The organism is Exiguobacterium sp. USCH10 (assembly GCF_037619445.1).
Lineage (GTDB): Bacteria > Bacillota > Bacilli > Exiguobacteriales > Exiguobacteriaceae > Exiguobacterium > Exiguobacterium aestuarii_A.
This window is the reverse complement of sequence record NZ_JAQPZO010000002.1, coordinates 1-23,787: the sequence shown is the minus strand read 5'-3', so window position 1 is coordinate 23,787 and position 23,787 is coordinate 1. Positions and strand designations below refer to the sequence as shown.

26 protein-coding genes and 3 pseudogenes are annotated in these 23,787 nt (G+C 41.3%); 23 read left to right on the top strand and 6 right to left on the bottom strand.

The window, feature by feature from the left end; translation table 11 throughout:
- Positions 1-62: 62 nt before the first annotated feature.
- Positions 63-1,187 (bottom strand): annotated as a pseudogene (locus tag PQI28_RS04650) (heavy metal translocating P-type ATPase); the annotation flags it as partial.
- On the opposite strand from PQI28_RS04650, the pseudogene PQI28_RS04645 reads away from it, so the two are divergent.
- The 3 genes and pseudogenes from PQI28_RS04645 to PQI28_RS04635 form a co-directional block, all read left to right on the top strand.
- A pseudogene (locus PQI28_RS04645) lies at positions 1,179-1,975 on the top strand (IS3 family transposase); the annotation flags it as partial. The pseudogenes PQI28_RS04650 and PQI28_RS04645 sit on opposite strands and share 9 nt — an antisense overlap.
- A gap of 59 nt (positions 1,976-2,034) precedes the next feature.
- Positions 2,035-2,421, top strand: a pseudogene (locus PQI28_RS04640) (DUF6036 family nucleotidyltransferase); the annotation flags it as partial.
- 32 nt (positions 2,422-2,453) lie between these two features.
- Positions 2,454-2,804, top strand: coding sequence for a hypothetical protein (locus tag PQI28_RS04635; protein ID WP_029336171.1), 351 nt, complete (start codon positions 2,454-2,456; stop codon positions 2,802-2,804).
- A gap of 188 nt (positions 2,805-2,992) precedes the next feature.
- Here PQI28_RS04635 and PQI28_RS04630 read toward each other — a convergent pair whose 3' ends face one another.
- The gene (locus tag PQI28_RS04630; protein WP_029336170.1) at positions 2,993-3,739 is read right to left on the bottom strand and encodes a hypothetical protein; all 747 of its coding nucleotides are present in this window, start codon (positions 3,737-3,739) and stop codon (positions 2,993-2,995) included.
- Between the two features lie 281 nt (positions 3,740-4,020).
- Between PQI28_RS04630 and PQI28_RS15610 the strand changes: the two genes are divergently transcribed.
- The 8 genes from PQI28_RS15610 to PQI28_RS04595 all read left to right on the top strand — a co-directional run bounded on the left by PQI28_RS15610 (position 4,021) and on the right by PQI28_RS04595 (position 10,552).
- Positions 4,021-4,395, top strand: a complete 375-nt coding sequence (locus tag PQI28_RS15610; protein ID WP_445236745.1) for a thioredoxin family protein — start codon at positions 4,021-4,023, stop codon at positions 4,393-4,395.
- Positions 4,396-4,507: 112 nt separating this feature from the next.
- Positions 4,508-4,966, top strand: a complete 459-nt coding sequence (locus tag PQI28_RS04625) for a CopY/TcrY family copper transport repressor (RefSeq protein ID WP_339962653.1) — start codon at positions 4,508-4,510, stop codon at positions 4,964-4,966.
- A gap of 45 nt (positions 4,967-5,011) precedes the next feature.
- The gene (locus PQI28_RS04620) at positions 5,012-5,227 is read left to right on the top strand and encodes a heavy-metal-associated domain-containing protein (RefSeq protein ID WP_029336168.1); all 216 of its coding nucleotides are present in this window, start codon (positions 5,012-5,014) and stop codon (positions 5,225-5,227) included.
- 18 nt (positions 5,228-5,245) lie between these two features.
- The gene (locus PQI28_RS04615) at positions 5,246-7,705 is read left to right on the top strand and encodes a heavy metal translocating P-type ATPase (RefSeq protein WP_029595504.1); all 2,460 of its coding nucleotides are present in this window, start codon (positions 5,246-5,248) and stop codon (positions 7,703-7,705) included.
- Between the two features lie 14 nt (positions 7,706-7,719).
- Entirely contained in the window at positions 7,720-7,995 is a 276-nt protein-coding gene (locus tag PQI28_RS04610) for a glutaredoxin family protein (RefSeq protein ID WP_214838004.1), read from the top strand.
- Between the two features lie 142 nt (positions 7,996-8,137).
- Complete coding sequence (locus PQI28_RS04605; RefSeq protein WP_339962652.1) at positions 8,138-8,323, top strand: heavy-metal-associated domain-containing protein; 186 nt, start codon at positions 8,138-8,140, stop codon at positions 8,321-8,323.
- Positions 8,324-8,373: 50 nt separating this feature from the next.
- A complete protein-coding gene (locus PQI28_RS04600) occupies positions 8,374-9,051 on the top strand; it encodes a hypothetical protein (protein ID WP_339962651.1) in 678 nt (225 codons plus the stop codon).
- Positions 9,052-9,130: 79 nt separating this feature from the next.
- Complete coding sequence (locus PQI28_RS04595; protein ID WP_058765837.1) at positions 9,131-10,552, top strand: MATE family efflux transporter; 1,422 nt, start codon at positions 9,131-9,133, stop codon at positions 10,550-10,552.
- Positions 10,553-10,779: 227 nt separating this feature from the next.
- Here PQI28_RS04595 and PQI28_RS04590 read toward each other — a convergent pair whose 3' ends face one another.
- Complete coding sequence (locus PQI28_RS04590; RefSeq protein ID WP_214684166.1) at positions 10,780-11,085, bottom strand: PRD domain-containing protein; 306 nt, start codon at positions 11,083-11,085, stop codon at positions 10,780-10,782.
- Between PQI28_RS04590 and PQI28_RS04585 the strand changes: the two genes are divergently transcribed.
- Complete coding sequence (locus tag PQI28_RS04585) at positions 11,029-11,295, top strand: Lrp/AsnC ligand binding domain-containing protein (protein WP_214684167.1); 267 nt, start codon at positions 11,029-11,031, stop codon at positions 11,293-11,295. The two genes, PQI28_RS04590 and PQI28_RS04585, sit on opposite strands and share 57 nt — an antisense overlap.
- Positions 11,296-11,801: 506 nt before the next feature.
- Positions 11,802-12,719: an IS3 family transposase gene (locus tag PQI28_RS04580; protein WP_214720068.1), complete on the top strand. Its 918-nt coding sequence runs from the start codon at positions 11,802-11,804 to the stop codon at positions 12,717-12,719.
- A 63-nt stretch (positions 12,720-12,782) separates the two neighbouring features.
- On the opposite strand, the gene PQI28_RS04575 is transcribed toward PQI28_RS04580, so the two are convergent.
- Complete coding sequence (locus tag PQI28_RS04575) at positions 12,783-13,502, bottom strand: peptidoglycan DD-metalloendopeptidase family protein (RefSeq protein ID WP_211779490.1); 720 nt, start codon at positions 13,500-13,502, stop codon at positions 12,783-12,785.
- Between the two features lie 226 nt (positions 13,503-13,728).
- On the opposite strand from PQI28_RS04575, the gene PQI28_RS04570 reads away from it, so the two are divergent.
- From PQI28_RS04570 to PQI28_RS04555, 4 genes are read left to right on the top strand one after another with little or no spacing between them, the layout of a single operon-like run.
- Positions 13,729-14,427: a cytochrome c biogenesis CcdA family protein gene (locus PQI28_RS04570; RefSeq protein ID WP_285222577.1), complete on the top strand. Its 699-nt coding sequence runs from the start codon at positions 13,729-13,731 to the stop codon at positions 14,425-14,427.
- Between the two features lie 37 nt (positions 14,428-14,464).
- Complete coding sequence (locus PQI28_RS04565; RefSeq protein ID WP_214841458.1) at positions 14,465-15,271, top strand: hypothetical protein; 807 nt, start codon at positions 14,465-14,467, stop codon at positions 15,269-15,271.
- Between the two features lie 52 nt (positions 15,272-15,323).
- On the top strand, positions 15,324-16,640 hold the full coding sequence (locus PQI28_RS04560) for a sensor histidine kinase (RefSeq protein WP_214684173.1): 1,317 nt from the start codon (positions 15,324-15,326) through the stop codon (positions 16,638-16,640).
- Positions 16,637-17,308, top strand: a complete 672-nt coding sequence (locus tag PQI28_RS04555; protein WP_339962650.1) for a response regulator transcription factor — start codon at positions 16,637-16,639, stop codon at positions 17,306-17,308. The genes PQI28_RS04560 and PQI28_RS04555 overlap by 4 nt, the downstream gene beginning before the upstream one ends.
- A gap of 60 nt (positions 17,309-17,368) precedes the next feature.
- Here the strand turns inward: PQI28_RS04555 and PQI28_RS04550 are convergent, their stop codons facing one another.
- Positions 17,369-17,941: a YdhK family protein gene (locus PQI28_RS04550; protein ID WP_339962649.1), complete on the bottom strand. Its 573-nt coding sequence runs from the start codon at positions 17,939-17,941 to the stop codon at positions 17,369-17,371.
- Positions 17,942-18,128: 187 nt separating this feature from the next.
- Between PQI28_RS04550 and PQI28_RS04545 the strand changes: the two genes are divergently transcribed.
- From PQI28_RS04545 to PQI28_RS04535, 3 genes are all read left to right on the top strand, one after another.
- A complete protein-coding gene (locus PQI28_RS04545; protein WP_339962648.1) occupies positions 18,129-19,643 on the top strand; it encodes a multicopper oxidase family protein in 1,515 nt (504 codons plus the stop codon).
- 91 nt (positions 19,644-19,734) lie between these two features.
- On the top strand, positions 19,735-20,061 hold the full coding sequence (locus tag PQI28_RS04540; RefSeq protein ID WP_214684182.1) for a four-helix bundle copper-binding protein: 327 nt from the start codon (positions 19,735-19,737) through the stop codon (positions 20,059-20,061).
- Positions 20,062-20,380: 319 nt separating this feature from the next.
- On the top strand, positions 20,381-21,061 hold the full coding sequence (locus tag PQI28_RS04535) for a response regulator transcription factor (RefSeq protein WP_214684184.1): 681 nt from the start codon (positions 20,381-20,383) through the stop codon (positions 21,059-21,061).
- Positions 21,062-21,098: 37 nt separating this feature from the next.
- Here PQI28_RS04535 and PQI28_RS04530 read toward each other — a convergent pair whose 3' ends face one another.
- Positions 21,099-21,602, bottom strand: coding sequence for a PCYCGC motif-containing (lipo)protein (locus PQI28_RS04530; protein WP_214684186.1), 504 nt, complete (start codon positions 21,600-21,602; stop codon positions 21,099-21,101).
- A 542-nt stretch (positions 21,603-22,144) separates the two neighbouring features.
- Here PQI28_RS04530 and PQI28_RS04525 point away from each other — a divergent pair.
- From PQI28_RS04525 to PQI28_RS04515, 3 genes are read left to right on the top strand one after another with little or no spacing between them, the layout of a single operon-like run.
- The gene (locus PQI28_RS04525) at positions 22,145-22,261 is read left to right on the top strand and encodes a CAT RNA binding domain-containing protein (RefSeq protein ID WP_081828354.1); all 117 of its coding nucleotides are present in this window, start codon (positions 22,145-22,147) and stop codon (positions 22,259-22,261) included.
- A complete protein-coding gene (locus tag PQI28_RS04520; RefSeq protein WP_051638972.1) occupies positions 22,258-22,563 on the top strand; it encodes a PRD domain-containing protein in 306 nt (101 codons plus the stop codon). The genes PQI28_RS04525 and PQI28_RS04520 overlap by 4 nt, the downstream gene beginning before the upstream one ends.
- Entirely contained in the window at positions 22,560-22,745 is a 186-nt protein-coding gene (locus tag PQI28_RS04515) for a diguanylate cyclase (protein ID WP_029336154.1), read from the top strand. Before PQI28_RS04520 ends, PQI28_RS04515 begins: the two co-directional genes overlap by 4 nt.
- Positions 22,746-23,787: the final 1,042 nt, after the last annotated feature.

The following is a 23,787-nucleotide window of genomic DNA, read 5'->3' as shown; positions in this document are numbered from 1 at the left end:
TCATTTATTTTTATCATACCCAGTACAAATTCGAGGATATAAAAATGAATATTTTTGTTTTTTTATTCTTTGACATTCATCAGTCTTAAACTGTTCAGTGCTACCAGAAGAGTTGCCCCCATATCGGACATAATAGCTATCCATAGGGTGAGCCAGCCCGGGATGACCAAGAGTAATGCAATCGCTTTGATACTGATAGCGAACGCGATGTTCACTTTGATAATATTTAGGGATTTTCGGCTCAATTTTATCGTAAACGGTAGTTTGCTCAAATCGTCGCCCATCAGGGCGACATCTGCTGTTTCCAAAGCGGTATCCGTTCCAGCACCACCCATGGCAATTCCAACAGTAGAGGCAGCGAGTGCCGGAGCGTCATTTACGCCGTCCCCGACCATCGCGACATTGTCGTACTCAGCTCGCAAGCGTTTAATGACATTTAATTTATCCTCTGGCATCAATTCTGCCTGGATTTCGTTGACGCCAACTTGCTGGCCGATAGCTTTGCCTGTCCCTTTGTTGTCACCCGTCAGCATAATTGTCTTTTTAATACCCATATCATGTAGTTTCCGGATGATTTCTTTGCTGGATTCCCGGACTTCGTCGGCTACGGCGATAACCGCCAATATGCTTTGTTTCGTTCCGATAATCATCGAAGTCTTACCTTGCTGTTGCAGAGCCGTTACGGTTTGGTCCAGATTATTATCAATACTTTCAACACCTAGCTCGTTAAAGAGAAGCGGGCTTCCGATAAAGTAGGTGGTGCCGTCTATCGTTCCTTTAATGCCTTTTCCTGTGATGGAAGAGAAGTCCTCAACTCTGATAGAGGTGTAAGGTATGTTTTCCTCGTCCGCTTTTTTCATGATGGCAGAGGCCAACGGATGCTGAGAACGATATTCCAATGCCGTCACGATAGAAAGCAGTTCTCTCTCGTTTACCTGCTTGTTCGTGATTTTAAAGTCTGTGACGACAGGTACACCTTTGGTCAGGGTACCGGTTTTGTCAAATGCAATAGCTTTCAGCGCGCCCATTTTTTCCAGGTATACGCCGCCTTTAATCAAGACCCCTTTTTTGGCAGCATTACCGATGGCGGAAACAATCGAAATCGGCGTCGAAATGACTAAGGCACACGGGCAACCCACTACTAGAACCGCCAATCCTTGATAGACCCAGGTTTCCCAGCTGGCATCTCACGTGCGGCCTATTACAAATGGTTGAACCGCACCGTATCGGTGCGTCAAGAAGAGAACGAGAAGCTCCTGGAGGACATTCGTCTACTCTATGACCAGGCGAACCGTACATACGGCTACCGTCGGGTCACGATGACAATCAATCGGCTACGCAGGCAACAAGGTCTGTCCACGTTCAATGAAAAGCAAGTCTATCGCCTGATGCATATCCATGGGATCCAATCGATCATCCGCGGGAAGCGGAAGAGACATAAGAAGTCGATGCCACAGCATGTGGCCGAGAATCTGATGAACCGAGAGTTCAGCGCGTCCCGACCGGACGAGAAATGGTGCACCGACGTCACCGAGTTTAAATATGGTGCCGGGAAAAAGGCATACCTGAGCGCAATCATCGACCTGTACGACGGCTCGATCGTCGCCTATCGCATCGGAAAGTCCAACAACAACGTTCTCGTCTTCCAGACGATGATGCCAGCCATCACGGGGCTCCGCACAGGAGCGCGTCCGATGATCCATAGCGCCAATATACCTCGAGAGGGTTCAAACGCATGGTGGAAGACGCGGGACTGACCCACAGCATGTCCCGGGTCGGACGTTGCATCGACAACGCCCCGATCGAGAGCTTTTGGGGTACCCTGAAAGTCGAGATGTACTACCTGCGTGAGTTTCAGGCCTATAGCGAACTCACATCGGCCATCGAGACCTACATATCGTTCTACAACCATGACCGTTTCCAGAAACGGCTAAACGGCTTGAGCCCTGTCGAATACAGGTCTAAAGCCGCCTAGTTCGGTTTTCATTATTTGCCCTGTCTACTTGACGGGGGGCAGTTCAGTATCGTCCGACGCGAGATATTGATATTCGCGTGACGGAGGGCGTCGTGACACCTGAATTGAAAGAGGCGCTTCATGAATATGAAATTGAAATTGTCGAAGGGGTGATTCAGTTCCCACCCCGTGAAGACTTTAGGGAAAATGAATTCCGGCATAAGATTGAAGGGCTGTTCGAGGCGATTGATGTGTATATCCCCGACATTGAACTTTTAGCATGTACCAAGATTTTCTCCTCTCGCCAAAAGGATCTAGAGGATCTCGAAAAAACGAATCTATTGGCACTTTGCGATAAAGATAAACTTCTCGACCTTGTAGAGGAATACAAAGCAAACATGACGTGGGACGATCCATTTTGTAACGTGCATGACTTGAGTCGAATTTTTCAGAAAAAGGGTATATAATAAATCAAAAGAAGAGTAGAGGAGGGTGACCGATGTCAGACAGTAATCATGTACTTCTGCAAAGCGAGCTAGCGGATGAACTGAATCGTATGCAGGCAGGCGGGACAAGCTATCGCTTAGAGACGGCTCAATTGGCCCTGGCATTAAGTCGTCATGTATCGGTCCCTGAATCGCTACGTGACCGAGAAATGGCTCGCCAGTATGTTCGATCTTCACTGCATGATTTACAGGACGACCGGGCAGAGGATGTGGCAAAAATGCTTAGTATGGCAGCACGGCGTGCCTACAACACTCCTGAAAATACGTTCTCGGTAGATATGAAAGTGAAATTAGAAGAAAAGCGTAATCGATTCAAGGTGCGTGGATTGCAGGTGAAATCTTAATTGGACCAAGCGGAGTCATTCTTTATACTCTCATGAGGTTATGATTCTACGTGTGAATGAAGCATCTTTGGTCAAGTCATTGAACATGTATCAGACGATTTCTTCAAACCGTTAAATACTTTGTTTGTAATAAACATAAGGGTACTAGATTCAGTCACTGGTTGACTCAACCTAGTACCCTTTTCGTATCATTGTTTATTTTGTTGGGTGCTCCGCTCACGCAGGACCGCGAGCTCGACCTGTTCCTGTAACCGGTTCTCAAATGTCTCTTTCTCTCGACGGAGGAGCTGGACTTCTAAGTGCAGTTTCTGGTTCTCTTCTTCAAGCTGGTCAAGACGGCGTGTACGAGCTTTTAAGTCGTCGACAGCGTCCATAAGACTTTGATTTTGCCGATAGAGCTGGCTACGTTCATCTTCTAGCTTTTTCATGTCTCCTTCTAGATGAAAAACTGTTTTTTTCTGCTCTTTTAGTTCTTCTTTGTTAGACACACGTTCTGTTTCCAATGCGTCTTCAACGATTCTCTTTTCAGCGATTAGTTGGTTGATTTGATCTTGTAATTGAGTGAGTGCAATTTCATGTGACGACACCTTTCGCTCATACTCCTCTTGGAGTCGTTCAGCTTCTGCAATTACGCTTTGTTCAAGGTCATGAATGGTATTTTTATATCGCGCGTTGATTCGCTCATGTTCTTTTTGTTGCGTTTCTAGTCGAGTGGCTCGTTCATTGAATAGGGCAAGCACTTGATTCAGTGCTGCTTCGAGTGATTCGTTCTCCTTGACGACTAAGGGGTCCGGTGACTGTTTATCGGCCAATGATATTAATTGCTCGAATAATTGGTTGGTTGATATTTGACGTTGCTCCATTAAACGCTGAATATGTTCTTTCACTTCTTGTGACACGCGGAATGACGTCACCTTGGTCTCGTTTGATTCCAATTCTAATCCCTCATTTGGTTATTATTTTGTATACAGCATATGTAGTTCCTATATTTAAATCATTTAAATACAAGTTGTTATAAAAAAATCACTCATAAACTGGCACTTTGTGGTGTAGGAAGGTATACATTTCGACGTCGAAATGTATACCTTCCTACACTTTTTACTTATGAGAATGTCTCAATAGTAAGCTAGTAGTCGAATCATCTATTTAATCCTAGCGACTAAGCAACAAAACGCTTAAGACAATTCCTACTTTGTTTTATTACATCATATAAGAGATGACAGTAGTTAACAATTTAAAGCTGTATGAGTTCAAAATAAATAGGACCCAACTAAGTACGAATCGAATTAGTGTTTTGAGAGAAACAATAAGCTTAAAGAAACATACAAAATGGACACGAATATATAGATTGACAAATAACGTTTACAGTTGCGAACTTAAATCGATCACAAACGTAAACGAAAAGAGAGGAGAAAAAATGCTTTCGAAATTTCAATTATCTGATTTGCAAATGGTTAATCACTCTACGCAGCCTGTAGTCTTAAAGTTCACCGCCGATTGGTGCCCGGGATGCCGTCAGCTCGCACTACTATTTGAAAGCGTTGCTGAAGGATATCCAGATGCGTTTTCTAGACAAGAATATAGCCAATGAAGACTGAATAGCGAACCCAAAAACATAATGGTTGACAGTCGACGTTTACGAATGTAAACTGAAAACAAATAAAACGTTTACGATTGTAAACTTAAAATTGGAGGTTAGACAAATGGCTGAACATGTCGAAAAAAAAATCACGGATTCAGAATGGGAAGTCATGCGTGTCGTTTGGGCCCAAAAGCACGTGACCAGTAAAGAAATCATCGAGGTATTGGAAAAGAAGATGAGCTGGAAGCCTGCGACGACGAAGACATTCATTGGAAGGCTCGTGAAAAAAGGGATGCTCTCAACCGAGGCCGAGGGGAAGAAATTCATCTACTCCGCGAACGTCGTTGAAGGTGACGTCATCAGAGAGACGTTACACGATCTACTCGATCATATCTGTGACAGGGATGTCGGTAACACAATCGGAACGATGATCACACAGGCGACACTGAGTGTACAGGATATCGAGAATCTCAAAAAAATCCTTGAGATGAAGGAAAGTGAAGCGGTGGAGGACATTCCATGCACCTGTACCCCGGGTCAATGCAGATGTCAGGACCATTCCTGTGGATCCAGACATTGAGTTTGAAATGATGTCATGAAGGTAGTGAATAGGAGGAGATTCAAGATGAAAAAAACGATTTTAACGATTAAAGGTATGTCATGCGCTCATTGTGTCAACAAAGTCGAGTCAGCACTTGAAGGTCTGAATGGGGTTGAAAGTGCGAAAGTCAACTTAAAGAAAGGCATTGCAAAAGTGAAGTACGATGAAACACGACTAGATGTGAATGAATTTAAAGAAGTTGTGGGCGAGGTCGGTTACGAAGTCGAATCAGCCCAATAATAATGGAGGTAAGACGATATGGAGAGTAAGACATTTGCCGTGGAAGGGATGACCTGTGCGTCCTGCGTTCAGACAGTTGAAAAAGCAACAAAAAAATTGCCTGGCGTAGTGACCTCCAACGTCAACCTAGCGACTGGGAAATTGAGCATTCATTACGATGAGACGAAAATCTCGCCGCTGGATATTCAGACGACCGTCGAGAAGGCTGGCTACAAGGCCTCAACCGAGACCGAGCAAAGATCATTTGTCATCACAGGGATGACTTGTGCCTCGTGTGTGCAGACGATTGAGAAGGCCACGAGGAAAATGGTGGGTGTGACTGAGTCGAATGTGAACTTGGCGACAGAAAAATTAGTTATTCGATATGATCCTCAGCTGGTGACTGTATCAGATGTCATCCGAGTGGTGGCAAACGCCGGATATGAGGCAAGAGAAGATCAAGAATCAGCGGATAGTCAAGATACCGAGAAAGAAAAGAAACTGAAAAAAATTCAATCGATGTGGAACCGATTTGTAGGGTCGGCGATTTTCACGATTCCATTACTCTATGTGGCGATGGGGCATATGATCGGCCTACCCCTACCGATGGCATTGCATCCAACGATGAACCCAGAATTGTTCGCTGTCTTGCAGCTCATGATGACCATCCCAGTGATGTTGTTCGGATGGAAATTCTTCTCCGTCGGATTTAAGACATTGTTCCGAGGGCATCCGAATATGGATTCACTTGTCGCCCTAGGGACGAGCGCAGCCTTCTTCTATAGCGTCGGTGCCACCATGGCTATCCTCTCAGGTTATGAGGGATACGTGAATAGCCTCTACTATGAGACAGCCGCAGTCATTCTCACGCTGATCACATTAGGTAAATATCTTGAAGTCCGGTCGATGGGTAAAACATCCGAAGCGATTGAAAAATTGATGGGACTGGCACCTAAGACGGCAAAGGTCGTCCGCAACGGACAAGAGTTAGAAGTATCAATCGACGAAGTCATCGTCGGCGACACGATTATCGTAAAGCCTGGTGAGAAGATTCCGGTGGATGGCGTGGTTCTATCAGGTAATACGTCTGTAGACGAATCCATGCTGACCGGTGAAAGTATCCCTGTTGAAAAAAATGTGGGTGCTCAAGTCATCGGTGCCAGCATCAACAAGAACGGGATCATCCAATACCGAGCCACGAAAGTCGGTAAGGATACGGCGCTATCTCAAATCATCAAATTGGTCGAGGATGCACAGGGCTCTCGAGCTCCTATCGCAAAACTGGCCGATATCATCTCCGGATACTTTGTACCGATTGTCATCGTCGTCGCGATCCTTTCAGGAATTGCATGGTATTTAGGCGGTCAGACCGGCCTCTTCGCCTTGACGATCACGATTTCAGTACTGGTCATCGCCTGCCCTTGTGCACTAGGTTTGGCCACACCAACAGCAATCATGGTGGGTACGGGCAAAGGTGCTGAGAATGGTGTGTTGATCAAGAGTGGCGGCGCCTTGGAGACGACCCATAAAGTCCAGACGATCGTGTTCGACAAGACAGGGACGATCACTGAAGGAAAACCGAAAGTGACAGATATCGTGACAGTGAATGGACATCAAGAAGATGAGTTGTTACGCTTGACCGCTTCCGCTGAAAAAGGGTCTGAACATCCATTGGGCGAAGCAATCGTAAGAGCGGCAGAGGACAGAATGATGCGTGTCATGGATATCGATCGTTTTGAAGCCATCCCAGGGCACGGGATCGAAGTCCTGATCGACGGAAAAGTCTTGCTTGCCGGAAACAGAAAATTGATGAAAGACCGCGGCATCTCACTGGATGTCCTTGAAGGCGCTTCAGACAAACTCGCACACCAAGGCAAGACGCCGATGTATATCGCGATTGACCAACAAATCGCAGGGATCATCGCTGTTGCAGACACCGTCAAAGAAAACAGTCGTAAAGCCATTCAGAAACTTCAACGAATGGGTATCGAAGTAGCCATGATCACCGGAGACAACAAAGGTACGGCCATGGCGATTGCGAGACAGGTCGGGATCGATCGGGTACTGAGTGAAGTGTTACCTGAAGATAAAGCGAACGAAGTGAAGAAGTTACAGGCCGAAGGGAAGAAGGTCGCAATGGTCGGTGATGGAATCAATGACGCACCAGCCTTGGCCCAAGCAGACATCGGAATCGCGATCGGTTCGGGTACTGACGTTGCGATCGAATCTGCAGACATCGTCTTGATGCGAAGCGATTTGATGGATGTACCTACAGCTGTCGAATTGAGCAAGTCAACCATCCGCAATATTAAACAGAACCTGTTTTGGGCATTTGCCTATAATGTCATGGGTATCCCGTTTGCGATGGGGATTGTTTATCTACTTGGTGGGCCCTTATTGAACCCGATACTTGCTGGAGCGGCCATGAGTTTAAGCTCAGTCTCGGTCCTGGTGAACGCACTCCGTTTGAAACGATTCAAGCCTTCGATGATCAAATAAAAGGAGGAATTGGGATGGATAGAGATCTACAGCTCGAACTTTACACGCGTCCGACGTGTTCAGATTGTCAGGATGCCAAAAAATACTTAAAAACAATCTCAGTCTCTTATGTGAACAAAGATGTGGGTATGAACCTTGACCTTGAACAAGAAATGGTAGCGATATCAGGAAATCGAATCGTACCACTGTTTGTCTTCTACAAAAAAGGGATGCTCAGAAAGAGAAAAGTAGTGAAGTACTTTGTTGGCTTCGAGAACAACAAAGAGGAGATTCTAACATTGCTACGATAAGCAACGATAGCTCACTCTCAGAACCTGTTGAAAGCGTGTCGCGCAATGAGGGACACGAACATAAGGTGGCGAGGGTGTAAAAAAATCGATACTTTTACACCCTACCCATGTATGGTAATTAAATAATCAGGAGGAACATATAATGAAAAAATCAACATTTCAGGTAGCGGGTATTGAATCAGTGAAGGTCAATCTTTCGGCGGGAGAGGTGGACGTGACGTTCGATGAAAGCCAACTCACACTTTCTGAGATTGAAACCGCAATTCAAGAGACTGGCTACGAGGTAACGGAGGCGACCGTTAAAATCGGTTGTTCTTGCTGCAAGTAATGGAGGTCGAGTGACGGTGCGATCAAGGACTACACAAAGGAGTGTTAAACGTGAAAGACCATGGACATCATCATATGAAGAACTTGACGGGAAATGAAGTGTCTGTAGAAGCTAAATATGAATTCGGGAAAATCAGTATCGAGTTAAAGGATCAACATCAGCAAGCCCCGGAACTCGAAGTCAGCCATGAAAAGGAATTCCATTTGATTCTCGTGAACGAAGACCTAACTGAGTACCGACACCTCCATCCGTTTAAAAAGGGTGAGGGTCGATTCGAGCACCTCGTCCAACTTGAGGCAGGGGCGTATAAACTCTTCGTGGATATTCAGCCTAAGGGACTGGCATATCAAGTGAAGCCGGTTCACTTACAGATTGATCATCAGTCCTCTTCCTCTATCGAATCGTCACTTAAAGTGGATGAGCGTCTGACGAAGACGATCGAAGGTCATACCGTCGAGCTGTCGATTGACTCTTTAAAAGCGCATGTCCCGACTGTCTTCAGCTATGACACCAAAGAAAGTAACCCGGAGCCATACCTTGGAGCACTTGGTCATGTCGTCATCTTGGATGAAGCCGGAGAACAGTTTATCCATGTGCATCCTTCTTCTCATGATACGACGGAATTTGAGACGGTCTTCCATAAACCTGGCCTTTACAAGGTCTGGGCCGAATTCCAGTTCCATGGGACTGTGCACACCTATCCTTTCGTCATTCGTGTCTCAGATTGACCATGAGCGACCCATGGTTCCTCGTTGGGTCGCTTTCCTGTAATCGTTGTAAGCATAATTTTCGAAGGAGAGGACTCAGATGATAGAAAGTGAGCGGCTGGACACTCATGGTGATCGAAAAACCAAGATGAAATTCATCCTTCTACTCGCGTTACCAGCGGTTGCCGAGAATTTTTTCCAAACGTTGCTCGGATTTGTCGATACGCTGTTCGTCTCAAGAATCGGCCTAGCAGAAGTGTCAGCGGTAGGAGTGACGAATGCCATCCTCGCCATCTACTTTGCTGTCTTTATGGCAATCGGTGTGGCAGTAAACGTTTATGTCGCCAATAACTTAGGCTCAGAACGAATCGAGCGCGCGAGACATATCGCGCAGCAGGCCATCGTCCTATCTGTCGTGGTCGGGGTGACCTTTGGGGTCGTGACGCTATTTTTCGCTGAGCCTCTCCTGCGGTTGATGGGGGTGGAGAATGACGTTTTAGAAGCTGGTAGCACCTACTTCAAAATTGTCGGGATCCCATCGATCGTGATGGCATTGATGTTTGTGCTCAGTAGTATCTTACGAGGTGCGGGAGATACAAAATCACCGATGAAGGTGAGCATCGTCATCAATGTCGTCAATATTGTGCTCGACTATATGTTGATTTTCGGTTTTTGGATCATCCCCGAACTTGGTCTCGTCGGAGCGGCACTCGCGACCGTCATCGCCCGGCTCGTCGGGACGCTCTTATTGATGAACTATATTCGTAAGACGGAAGTGATCGCCTTCAGGAAAGATTTCTGGAGACCGGATCTCGAACACCAGTTGGAGCTCGTGAACCTTGGAAGCCCGGCGGCTATCGAGCGATTGGTCATGAGAGCCGGACAGATCGTGTATTTCGGATTCATCGTGGTACTCGGGACGAACACCTTCGCCGCGCATCAAATTGCAGGGAATCTAGAGGTGTTCTCTTATATGTTGGCATATGGTTTCGCGACAGCAGCAACCATTCTCGTCGGTCGCAACATCGGAGCGGGAGACCACGAGACCGCCAAAGAATATGCCAGATTGAGCACGTTCATGGCGATGGGCTTCATGTCCTTATTCGGGGTCGTCTTATTCTTCTTCGGAGGATGGGCAGGTTCACTTTTCACCGACGATCCCCAAGTCATCAAAGACATCGATGTCGCGTTAAAAATAGCAGCGGTCTTCCAGCCTTTCCTAGCAGTCGTCCTTGTATTGACCGGTGGATTCCAAGGAGCGAACAATACGAAGTTTCCAATGTATCTGACCACGATCGGTATGTGGGTGATCCGGACTGGGGCAGTATATGTATTGGCGATTCAGATGCAGATGGGCATTGCAGGAGTGTGGATCGCCATCGGTCTAGACATCGTCTTTAAGGCGATCGTCCTTTGGATTCAATTCAGCCGAGGGCGTTGGATTGTAGTGGAATCCGAACCGCAGAAGCCCTGTCATCCCAAAACCAAGCATGAAGACGTGCGATGTATAAATAATTATTAACACTTGACTGAAATTGTAGGAAAGAGCAAAGTTGTTCTTTCCTTTTATCTTTTCTGAAAAAGTTATTAAAGGAGCCCGTCACGCCGATCTAAAGAAATCGAATCAGTGGTGAAAAACACACATATGTCATGCGGCCTATAGCTGCTCGATTATAAAAAATGGATATTTTTTTGTTCAATATAGAAAAAACCTGGTCTTCGTCAAAAAGAACCAGGTAATTAAAAAAGTTATTGTTTATTCAAATCCATATTAGTTGTCAGTCGATGAATATGAACGGCTAGATAAGCTAGTTCCTCATTAGGAATTGTCACACCGTGCAACTGTTTAAGGTAGTCCCGTACTTTGAATGAACCATTCATGGCCTTTGGGTAGATGTTCGCAATCTGCTCAAATAGTTGATCGGATTCTTCATTCAACATTTTTCCAGCATAAAAGCGTTCAGCAAAATATTTCACATGTGTGATGAATCGTGAATAATGAATATCTTCTTCATCGGTTTCAATGTTGTAAGCATTATGAAAACGTCCAATCATGAGAATTTTATTCAATTTCTAAACGAGCGCCAAGAAGTAGTGGAAGCCCATCGTGTATCAGGAGAAGGATGTTACCATCTAAAAATAAAAGTGACATCTCAGGAAGAACTGAATCTCTTTCTAAATTCGATTCTTGAATACGGGAATTATACGCTTTACTTGTCTATCAACGAAATCAAGCGGCGTCTCTCGCCAATAAAAGACGTATAAAATATATCGCTAGCTGTACAAAAGTTGATAGAGACAGTTAAACACTTTAGAAAAATCATTTAATTCTATGAAAAAGCTCAAATTCTTGTGAACTGCCCCATAAAAATTGGACATAAAAAAATCCAACTTTGGGCTAACCTAAATTTTTGAGACAATATAAAAACACCTTCGCAGTGGTCCACTTTAAAAAAGTGCTGGCATCGGAGGTGTTTTTGCGTGGGCAAAAACGTATATTCAAGTGAAGCGAAGTGAAGTGAAGTGAAGTGAAGTGAAGTGAAGTGAAGTGAAGTGAAATGGGCAGTGGTGAGAGACAAACTAAGTTGTGAGTTGACGACTAGAGAGATTATGGAGAAACACGGAATCAAAAATGAATCCCAGATTCACACATGGATGAGATGGTATCGGTCCAATGAAATCTATCGATTCGGCCAACCGATCGGGAAGCAGTACACCTACGGACTCGGTCCTGATTCCGCCAGCGAGGATGACAAGAAAGAGCGTCAACTATCCCACCTGAAGACGGAGAACGAAATCTTAAAAAAATTCATGGAGATCGAAAGAGAGTTGAGAAAGAAGTAGTCCTAAAGGTTGTAGAGCTCCTGAGGAGCAAATATACAGTCACGACAATCCTACGTGTGATAGACGTTCCGCGGGCAACCTATTACCGTTGGGCCAGAGAACCGGTGAAGCACCCTTCGGTGCTAGAGCAAACAATCGTCGCAGTATGTAAGCTTACAAAGTATCGATATGGACATCGAAAGATAAAGGCCCTGTTAGAACAAACCTATGAATTGGCAGCAAACCGGAACACCGTACAGAGAATCATGAAGAAGCACCATCTCCAGTGTCGGATCAAACCCAAACGAAAATGGAAGTCTCAGGGCGAGAGTATCGTCATCGCCCCTGACCTTCTCAAGCGAGACTTCACTGCCAGTAGACCGAATAAGAAGTGGGTGACGGACATCACCTACATCCAATACGGGGGCACGACGAAGTACCTCTCCACGATCATCGACCTATTCAACAATGAGATTGTTGCCTATAAGCTATACGATCATCAACAGACGCCCCTCGTCATCGATACGTTAAGGATGGCGTTGGAGAGTCGGAACAATCCCGAAGGGGTTATCATCCATTCAGATCAAGGAAGTGTCTATACATCATATGCCTTTCAAGATTTCGTAAAGAGGAAGTATCTGACGAGCAGCATGTCTCGAAGAGGCAACTGTTGGGATAATGCGGTGATCGAATCGTTTCATTCGAACTTGAAGTCTGAGGTGTTCCAGTACGTCAAGTTCAACTCGTTAAGCGACTATGAAGTGCGTGAGCGGGTGAATAATTACTTAACTTACTACAACGAAGAACGTATCCAAGAAAAATTAGGCTACCTCACACCGATAAAATATGGTGTGGCGGTAGCCTAATCAAGGTATTTTTATTAGTGTCTCATATAGCTAGGTCAGTCTAATCTTTTCTTTTTTTTTAGGTTACAAATAGTTCATTGGGTTGACACTATTCGCTGCAGAATAACTGCTGTATTTATAACTGTTTTTATGAATCTCAAAGTGCAAATGATTTCCGAACGAGTTTCCTGTATTCCCAACTGTTCCAATCTTCATACCTTTAGAGACTGTCTGACCACTTTTTACCGAAAGGCTGTTCATATGAGCATAAACGGTTACGTATTTTTGATTCTGTAGACTATGTGAAATCATAACGTGTTTACCGTATGCACCGCTGTTTTTAGATGTAATGACTTTTCCACTGGCAGAAGCGTAGACGGGTGTGCCTTTTGCTGCAGCTAGATCAACGCCATTATGGAATGTATAACCGTAAGCACCATTAGAGTTTCCGTATCCTTGGGTCAGCCGACCTTCTGTAGGAGAAGCAAAAAGAGAGTTATTATATGATGTTTTTTTGGCAACGTGGCTCTTATATTTTTTTAGGTAAGAACTATAGATATACCGTGTGTTTCCTTTGTAAAGTACTTTTGTCCAAGCTCCTTTTTTTCCTAAATAAGAAAAGGTCTGCCCAGTGTTAGTGATGCCGACAATTTTGTGATTGAGAGAAGGACCAGTCCGAACACGAAGATCGTCTGTCTTCACTTTTACGTTATATGCACTACTTGCTTCGACTTTTGGACTATGCATCGAAAAAGTTGTTGTGAGTAAGACACTAGAAGCGATAAGTATTACCTTGTTTTTCATTAGTTGTACTCCTTTAAAGATACAGTGACGAACGATTTGTTAAAAGGAGTATAGCATCACTATATTACAAAAAAGTATATCAAATTCATTTCAAAAATTGACAAGAGATTTAATCAAAAAATGCATATTTTTTTCACAAACGGATTTTATGATAAAAGTTAAACACATTTCTTTTTTATAAATATTCCAAAAAATAGATTTATTTTTTGTGTGTAGGAGGAATTTGATGGAATTATCTTTTTTGTTAGCTTTTGGGGCAGGGTTTTTATCTTTCATTTCGCCATGTTGTCTGGCTTTATATCCCGTTTTTTTATCTTACATTACAGGGGTTTCAGTTAGAGAGTTAAAAGAAAATGAAAAGTGGAACTGGAATGGAGTTCCCCATACATTAGTTTTCCTACTTGGATTTTCGAGCGTATTTTTAGTGATGGGTTTTTCAACGTCATACTTGGCTGATTTTTTTATAGTGTATAAAGATGTTTTACGGATGAGCGGTGCACTTATTTTATTCATATTTGGTGTTATTCTAACTGGTCTATGGACTCCAACATTTTTACTTAAAGAGCGAAGATTGAACTTAGGAACAAGAAAGCGTGGCTATATCGGAACGTTTTTGGTCGGAGTCGGATCAGCTGCTGGATGGACTCCTTGTACAGGACCAATTCTCGCTGGAGTTATTGCTTTGATTGCCACAAATCCTGGTAATGGATTTTTATATATGCTCTTTTATGTTCTAGGTTTCTCCATTCCATTTTTCTTAATGTCGTTTTTGGTCGGGAAATCAAGATATTTAATGAAGTATTCTTCAAAGGTTACAAAAATAGGTGGAGGGTTTATGATTTTATTAGGTATCATATTGTATTTCGATGGTCTAACGAAACTAACTACAATATTGATTGATTTTACAGGGTTTAGAGGGTTCTGACGCTCTATTTTCTATTTCAAGAGGAGATGCATCGTAAATGTTTCGTAAAAATGTCCTGATAATGGGAGTAGAGGAAAACTGGAAAGTGATGGAGAACATAAAACAACTTAAACCCTCAGGTATAGATATTCATATTTCTTCAAAAGAAGGATGGGTTCGAAAGCTACTTCCTGATTTTAAATATTTTGATTCATTTTCAAAAAAAGAATCAGAAGAAGGGTATATTAGTAATCTCATTGAATATTGTACTTCTCAAAAAATAGGCTGGATTATTCCTTTAAGCGAACAAGAAGCAACTACGCTATCGAAACACAAGTTAAAAATGAGAGAAAATAACGTAATGTTTATAACATCCTTTGATTTGGATAAAACAATACTTCATGATTCATTTTCGGTTCAAGGTAATACCTTTACTTACTCTTTTGACCTAATAAAGAATGCGCCTGAAGGTGTAAAGCTGGGGAAAATTGATACATATATCGATTATCGATCTGATGAAGTGATTTGCTGTTTTATGAGAGAAGAGTATGAACGGTACCAAGATACTGTTCTTTCATACGAGGTGTTTGCCAACTCGATTTTAGAGGAGTGCGTAGCAATAATTGCTCAAAGGCTTAATATAAAGGGTTCTTTTTCTTTCGATTATCAACGTGATTCGGAGGGAATGTATACGATTACAAAAATAGAATGTTTCATGACGCATTCTACTCGTGAGGCTATTTTTAGTGATTATGATTTCGCTAATTATTTGTGGAGCAATATTCAAGGAATTGTCCTTTTAAAAGAATCAAATGATAAAAGCTCTTTTGTGTATCGCCTAAATGAAGAATACTTTCTTTTCTAAATCTCAACAGTTTGTTTTTATATGTAATCATCTTAAATGAGAAAGGTACTTTATGAATAAACTTTCATTTAAAATAACACTATTTTATTTTTTCGGGATTCTCATGATTTTCATTCTCTCATCTGCTATCATATACAACATTCTTGAGCATCAACAAGTAGAAAGTGAACTGGAGAGCCTTCAAGAGAGAGGAAATAGTCATCGAGATGTTCTTTCCACTAACTTCGACAAGCAAACGGTTGAACACGTTGTTTTAATGGAGGAAAAGGCGATGACTGATGTGATTATCTTAGACAAAAATAATCAAGTCGTCGATTCATCTAACGACGCTGAACAATTTTTGAACCTGGATTGGATTCAAAAAAAGGATGGAATCGTAGAAGGTAATTGGAGAGAAGGCAAATTTTTAGTGACGGTGAGTAATATTGAAGATGGCGGTCAAATAATCATGTTAGAGCCGACGAAGTATATACAGCATTTGATGGGGGAATTGAAACAACAAGTAGTGTTCTCTATATTCTTGTTAGTACTTTTTCTATTAGTAAGTGTTTATTTTTTGAGTTATATCATTATAAAGCCACTTTTATCAATGAAAGAGGCAACGGTAAAGTTAAGTAAAGGCGAGGTGCTGAAAATCAGAGAAGCTGAGAGAAGCGACGAAGTAGGAGATTTAGCACGAGCGATCACTAAGTTATCTGTTGATTTACGTCACATTCAAAATACAAGAAAGCAATTTCTGACTTCAATCACACATGAATTGCGTACGCCGATTACCTACATCAAGGGATATGCAGGACTCCTCAAAAAAGACGAATCGAGATTTGGAGATATTATCTATGAGGAATCCGAAAGACTTCAAGAACTGATTGAGGATTTGTTTGAACTTGCTAGATTGGAAGAGCCACATTTTCAAATAGATCCTCAGATTACAGAGATGAATGATTTCTTAAAACAGATCAGTGAAAGAATAATTGTTAAATTTGAGGAGAAACAAGTGAAATTAATTCTTCAAATTAATAAAACTCCCATCTACAAAGAGATAGACCAAGCTAGATTCGATCAGGTTCTCTTAAATTTACTGGATAACGCGCTAAAATATACACATGCGAACAAACGCGTATTTTTAAAACTTGATGAAAACTTTATTGAAGTTACGGATGAAGGTGGTGGTGTGGATGAACAATCACTCCCGTATCTTTTTGATCGTTTTTATCGAGTAGATTCTTCACGAAATCGTGAAACAGGAGGTACTGGGCTCGGTCTGGCTATCACGAAAGAAATAGTTGAAGCGCACAAAGGGACCATCGTAGCTATTAATGTAGAAAACGGGCTGAAGGTTGTCATTGACTTGAGGGGGATTCCAGGATGAGAACCATTGCTTTGGTAGATGATGAGAATCGAATGTTAGAACTGATCGAACTGTATCTGCAAGACAGTTATACCTGTATTAAGCTGAACAGCGGAAAAGAGATATTGAACTTGATTGATGTAGATGAGCCTGACTTAATCATATTAGATGTGATGATGCCTTTAATGGATGGTTTTGATACCTGTCAAAGGATTAGAGAAGTTTCGAATGTACCAATCATTTTATTGACAGCACTCGACGGAAAAGAAGAAATCGTAAAAGGATTGCAACTGGGAGCAGATGATTACATTGTGAAACCGTTCGACGAGGCGGAATTGAAGGCAAGAATTCAATCGATTTTCAGACGAACTACAGTTTCTTCAGGATCAAAAATCGAATCGTCGGGTCTAATCTTAAATGAAGACGCCCATGAGCTGTATTACGATAATCATTTAGTCAAAGTCACACCAAAAGAATTTTCATTACTTGCTAAATTATTAAAAAATCCAGAACGTGTCTATTCAAGAGAGGAACTGCTCTCAAGTTTATGGTTAGCAAATGAGTGGACAGATGAACGAACGGTCGATTCTCATGTAAGAAACTTAAGAGAAAAGCTTAGGAAACTCGAGTTTCCTATTGAAGAACACTTTCGCACAGTATGGGGAATTGGTTACAAGTGGGTTCCTTAAATAAGGAGAAAGAAGACAAGAGAGGAACGGTTAAAAAACCGTTCCTCTCTTGTTTATCGTTTATTCTACAGATAGTTCGTCTTCAGTCACCCATTTATGATTTTTCACTTCTTCACCTGTAGTCGATTCAAAATCAATCATATACACTGTTGTTTGCTTAGCTGAATCGATAGTGGCCGTAGCATCCTTCATTCCTTTCATATGATCCGCGTCTACTTTTACTTCATCGCCTACTTCATAAGGAGATGATTTAGGATCTACAATCTCTTCTTGAATAATCCACTTATGATCCATGACACGTTTCCCACCATTTGTAGGGTCATAAGAAATGCTATAAGCAGTAGTATCATAAGCACCTACAATTTTAGCCTCGGCCCCTTTCATGCCTTCCATATGTGCTTCTTTGATCATCGCCATGTCGCCAACTTTAAATTTAGGGTTTTTAGCCTCTTGGAGCCCTTTCGGAACCTCTTTCGATCCAGACATGTCCATCGTCGAATGATCCATACCATCCATATTTTTATCCATGCTTCCTGTTGATTTAGAATCATCACTATTGCTTCCGCACGCAGCGAGTGCTAAAGAAAGCGAAGCAGCCATAGTTGTCATAAAAATCTTTTTCTTTAATTTCATAAAAATTACCTCCAATTGCTTTTTTATGCTTTCCATAGACTCTATCACATAAATTTGCAGAAACATTGCAGAGAGCAGAAAAGTAACACATTGAAAAAAACTATAAAATTCATGGGTAGAAAGACATAGTTCTTTCACAATCATTCTTTAAGTTAAAGATAATAATTAACTGAAGGGAATGATCCATGTGAAGAAAAGATGGTTAATCGCAACTATCGGTATCTTTACTCTCATGATTATAGTGGGCGGTTCGTATTTACTTTTTATCCGAGGTACTATGCCAAATAACAAACAGCACATGAAATCTATGATGAATGGAGGGAACACTACTACAAATCAGACTATGATGGAAGGTATGGGACATGGCGCGAGTGTCGATTTAAAATCAACTGAAGAAAAAGAGCGACGATTGAACATCCCTAAGATGCTAAAATCCGATCGTGAAACCAAGAATTCCATTCAATACACAATTGTCGCTAAACAAGGGGAGACACAGTTCTTCCGAGATGGTAAAAAAACTGAAACTCTAGGATATAACGGAAATTATTTAGGTCCTGTAGTGGAATTGAAAAAAGGAAAAATGGTAACAATCCGTACGGTGAATCGCTTATCAGAAGCGACTACATTCCATTGGCACGGTCTTGTTGTACCATCATCCGTAGATGGCGGACCACATCAGGTCGTGAAAGCTGGTGAAACGAAGGTAGTAAAGTTTAAAGTGAAGCAAGATGAATCGACATTGTGGTTTCATCCACATCCAATGGGGAAAACTGCTGAACAAGTATACAAGGGGTTAGCAGGATTGTTGTACGTAAAAGATGAAAAAACTAAAGAGACGATGCTACCTCAAAAATATGGTGAAAATGATATTCCATTAATTCTTCAAGATCGAAAAGTTAAAAACAGGAATGTCCTTGGATATGCTGATGTAGAAAAAACAGATGGGGCTTTAGGCGATACCCTCCTCGTAAACGGTACGATTAATCCATATTTCAACGTAAAATATTCGCAACTTAGAGTCAGATTGATAAATAGCTCTAATGCACGTAACTACGTAGTGAAGCTATCTGACGGTTCATCCTTTAAAAAAATTGCTGATGATGGTGGTTACATCTCAAAACCGAAAAACGTAAAGAAAATTGAATTAAGTCCAGGCGAACGTATAGAGGTATTGGTAGACTTTTCAAAAAGAAAAATTGGTGAGACTGTTTCATTTGAGACGAATGGAGTAAGGGTCGTTAACTTCAAACTGAAGGATAAACAAGGGACGAACCTAAGTGCATTGGCGCCGAAAAGTGGATATGAAAAGCCGCTAAAGACCTTGTCTACAGTGAATCAAAAGTTAACTCTTTTCGGGATGGGCAAAAATGTTGAAATCAATGGGAAAAAGTTTGATGAGAAGAGAATCGATATTAAAGCGAAACAAGGAGAAACCGAAATTTGGGAGGTCTATAATAAAAAAGACATGATGGGTGGAATGACTCATCCCTTCCACATTCATGGAGTCCAATTCAAAGTATTAGAGCGAAACGGACAGAAACTGGATAATCAAGAAGCAGGTCTAAAAGACACTATCGCTATAAAACCAGATGAACGAGTTAAGATTCAGATGACTTTCAAGGAAAAAGGGGTATTCATGTACCATTGCCATATCCTTGAACATGAAGAGAACGGAATGATGGGTCAGTTGAAAGTGGACTAAAAAATAGGTGAATGTTTTCATCTTTTCTTCACAAACTAAGGAAATAGGCTTTGTGTAAGTCAAAAAAGACGGAAAATGGAGGTATTTTAGAATGAATACTGGACAACAAGAAATCTTAGGTGCCCTACACAACTGTATAGTGACTTGTAATGAATGCTTTGATGCGTGTTTGAGTGAACATCATGTTTCTTCGATGGTAGAGTGTATACGTCTAGACAGAGATTGTTCTGAAATTTGTAGTCTTCTAGTACAAGCTATTTCTCGAAACAGCAGCAATATCGGTGTTCTTGCTAGAAGCTGTGTTGAAATTTGTGAAAGATGTGCCGACGAATGTTCGAAACATGATCATGATCATTGTAAAAAGTGCGCTGAGGCCTGTAATGAATGTGCAAAAATCTGTCGTAAATTAATTGCTTAAAGCGAAGTGTTAAAAATGAAGGAGCATCTATGTCGCCATGCCGAAAAAGGTATGAGCTAAAAAGCTGATGCTCCTTTATCTATAAAAACTACGGTACTTAGTTATGAAAAATTTCATAACCTTTATAGACCAGTAGTATGGTGAGAAAAAAGAAGGATACATAGAGAGTAACGATTAAACTCTTCATAAATGCTTTCTATATAATCAACTCCATCCTATAGTTTGAGTTGGTTATATAGAAAGTTCGTGAAAATAATGAGGAAATAGATTGACAATCATTTATTATTAAAAAATTCTAATGTAAGAGGTGGTGGCTAGGATGGATAAAATATTAATTGTTGATGATGAAATAAGAATGAGGCAATTATTAAGACTTTATCTAGAACCAATAGGATATGAATGTAGTATGGCGAATAATGGGATCGAAGCTTTGGAGAAAGTGAAAAAAGAAACTTTTGATTTGATTTTATTGGACGTCATGATGCCAATGTACGATGGAGTCGAAGTATGTAAGAAAATAACGGATTCTCACCCGGAAGTCCCAATCATCATGATAACGGCTCTAAATGATGCTGAATCCATCGTCAAAGGACTAGATGCTGGAGCTACAGATTATGTCACAAAGCCGTTTAATGGGGACGTACTTTTAGCAAGAGTTCGATCTGTCATGAGAAGAAAAGCAAAAGAACCCGTTATATACCACGGACTTACGTTCGATGAGAGCAACGATTTAATTGTGTTAGATGGTAAGTCGATTGATTTCACACCCAAAGCACATGCGTTACTGAGATTATTTCTTCAACATCCTGGAAGGCTATTCAACAGATTGGAGCTTTATGAATTCGTTTGGTCTTATACATCAGAATCGGATCCAAGGACAGTGGACTCTCATATTAAAATGATCAGAGAGAAGTTAAGAGAGTTAGATTATCCAATTGATAGCCACCTGAAAACAATTTGGGGGAGAGGATATCGTTGGAGTGAGGATGAAACAAAATGACACCTTTGCTATACAAGTAAAAGTGTCATTATAAAAATCATAAAGGAGTGGGTGTCGGTTTCGAGTAGCCATCTTTATACGAAGAATCGATTTCAGAACGAATATCTTTAATCGATTCTCCATCCCGTTGCTTCAAAATAGACTTTACAGCAATCTCAAGACATGTGCTGCATGTTGTTCCGTGGCTTGTCCATTTCACCGACCCATCCGTCGTATTTTCTTCTATGAAGCAATCATAATTATTTTTGTGATTGACTGTTTCACCACAGCCACAATAACAAGGCATTTTCTCTAGTAGTTTACGATTTTTTGATACAGCTTGATAAACATTTCGTACATCTTCAGGTTGAGTTTTTAAAAATGTAGGAAGTATCACCGATGATGATGTTTCTTCAATCTTGTCACCGCTCAAATGTTTCGCATGATCGGCTTCCTTTGAATGATTGGGAGTAGAAGACTTCGTCGTGTCTTGAGCACAGCCGACCGCGATCAAGGACAGGCTAATAAGGCTTACTCTTTTTAAGAGTATGTTAAGTTTCACGATTCGATTCTCCCTCGAGATAATTTTGTAGGCGCGCAAAACAAAGCGTGTGAATTAGCATTTTTCGTATTTTCTAGTAGCTCTTTTTTCTGTTCAAGATAATACCTATTCATTCATTTGACATAGTTTTCATTGATTCAGTTAATTCATGAATCGTCATCAATCGTTTGATGTATACCTCGAACTTGTCCTTCAATTCCTTTTAAAGTTCCAGTACTTGTGTTTTTCACTCTAAATAGTCTTCTTTAAACAAAGGGTCTCATTTTAAAAGATATACCCTACTTGTATGATAGTTTTTAATTTTTAGTGTGTCAAAATACATTTTATATATAAATATAATTTAAAGAAAAAACGATATGTCACTCTATATAGACACCATACAGGTATATATGAACTGAACCCCGAATGATGGACACTTGAAAAAAGTGCCTCACTCGGGTTTTTCGTGTGCGCACGAATCGCTATAATGAATTCTGAGTGTACCGCTTTTTTTAGGTTATGCCTTTTTGTGTGGACAAGCACCTAAAAGAGAGGGACCTAATATGAAAGTTGTGAAAGTTTTTAACAATAATGTCGTTTTGATTGAAAATGATAATAATGTTGAAGAAATAGTGACTGGAAGTGGCATTGGTTCGGTATTCGAGAGGGAGACACCTTGAGAGATGTCAAAATCACACAAAAGTTTGTACTAGAACAACAGGCATCTGTGCATGAGCTGGAAGCACTTCTACAACGAATCGATGTGAAGGACATCGAATTGGCCGGCGATATTCTCCAACTTTATGAAACTGAAGTAGGGAATACGGTCAACAACATGGCTCTCCTTGGACTAGGTGATCACATTAATTTTGCGGTCGAACGTGCGCGAAAAGGGATGAACTTCCGTTCTGCGTTAGAGTGGGAAATTAAGCAGTTGTATGCGAAAGAGTACTCGGTCGCATCGGCGGAGATGAGTTCGTGATCCTTTCGCCTTATCCTTTGGACTTCAAGAAAGCGACATTTAAATACGAGCTCTCAATCGGAGATGTGCCGGTGACGCTCGATGCTTCAATTGGAGAAGCTGCTTATCCGACAGACGGGGACTCACTAGAGACACTGATTTTGGTCGCAGATGATGCGATGTACATACAAAAATATACATGATTGAGTCACGACATGCCATGACTCGACAACAAAAGAGAGTGTACACGTTTCGACGTCGAAATGTATACACTCTTTTATATATCCATCAAAGTGGAGTCGAATCGATTGTCTGGAAAGCACTCTGTCCCTTTAGAAATATACACATCTCAAAGTATTGTCGTCGCTTTTGATTATATATGACCATATATCATTTTTTTGTATACAAAAATCTAGATTGATCAGGAGAGGTAATTATCGAGATTAGGCGGTACGAGCGTAAGGTTAAGAAGGGCTCGATGAACGCATCAAGGACTCTTCCAACAACCGAGACTCTTCTAATAGTTCTTTTAACGTATTGCTATATGGGTTCAATGAGATTTGAGTATGTCCGATACCTCCAAAACTGAACGAACATTGCATCAACACACCCAGGAATGTGTACTCGTGTAAAACAATACGAATTCCGGGTCGTCGCTTAGCCTCGCCAAGAGAGCAGCCTCACGTTTTTGAGGGGGAAGTTGTTGAAAGACTGGATCACCGATCGATTGATAATAGGGTCACAAGCGTAAAGTGTAGTAAATTTAGGTTCGAGAGCAGCTGCGTGGTCATAGATGAGTTTAAAATGTCGAAGATCATTGTCATTCACTTGTGACAGAAGATGCAAGAAGAAAGTGGAATCATACGAATATTTTTGTGACTATGGATATGACGAGATTAGCGAAGCCACATATAACGAATTATGCAACTAATTATTTTTCGTTCGTCTATACAGTAATTTAAAAGTTGATAAAAAGATGAGTTTCTGGACATTAGAAACAAATAAAAAGGGCTTGGAATAGCCCTTTTATCATAATGTGAAAAAACGAACAAAATTATCTGTTTAACCTTCGTTAACGGGAATTACTATTAGAAAAATCATTTTATGTTTTTCATTCAAATATTCACTTGAATATTAACCAAGGAAAGGTATATACTATATTCAAGTTAACACTTGAATATCAATGGGGTGATAATGTGAATAAGAAAGATACTTGTGAAATTTTTTGTTATGACGAGGAAAAGG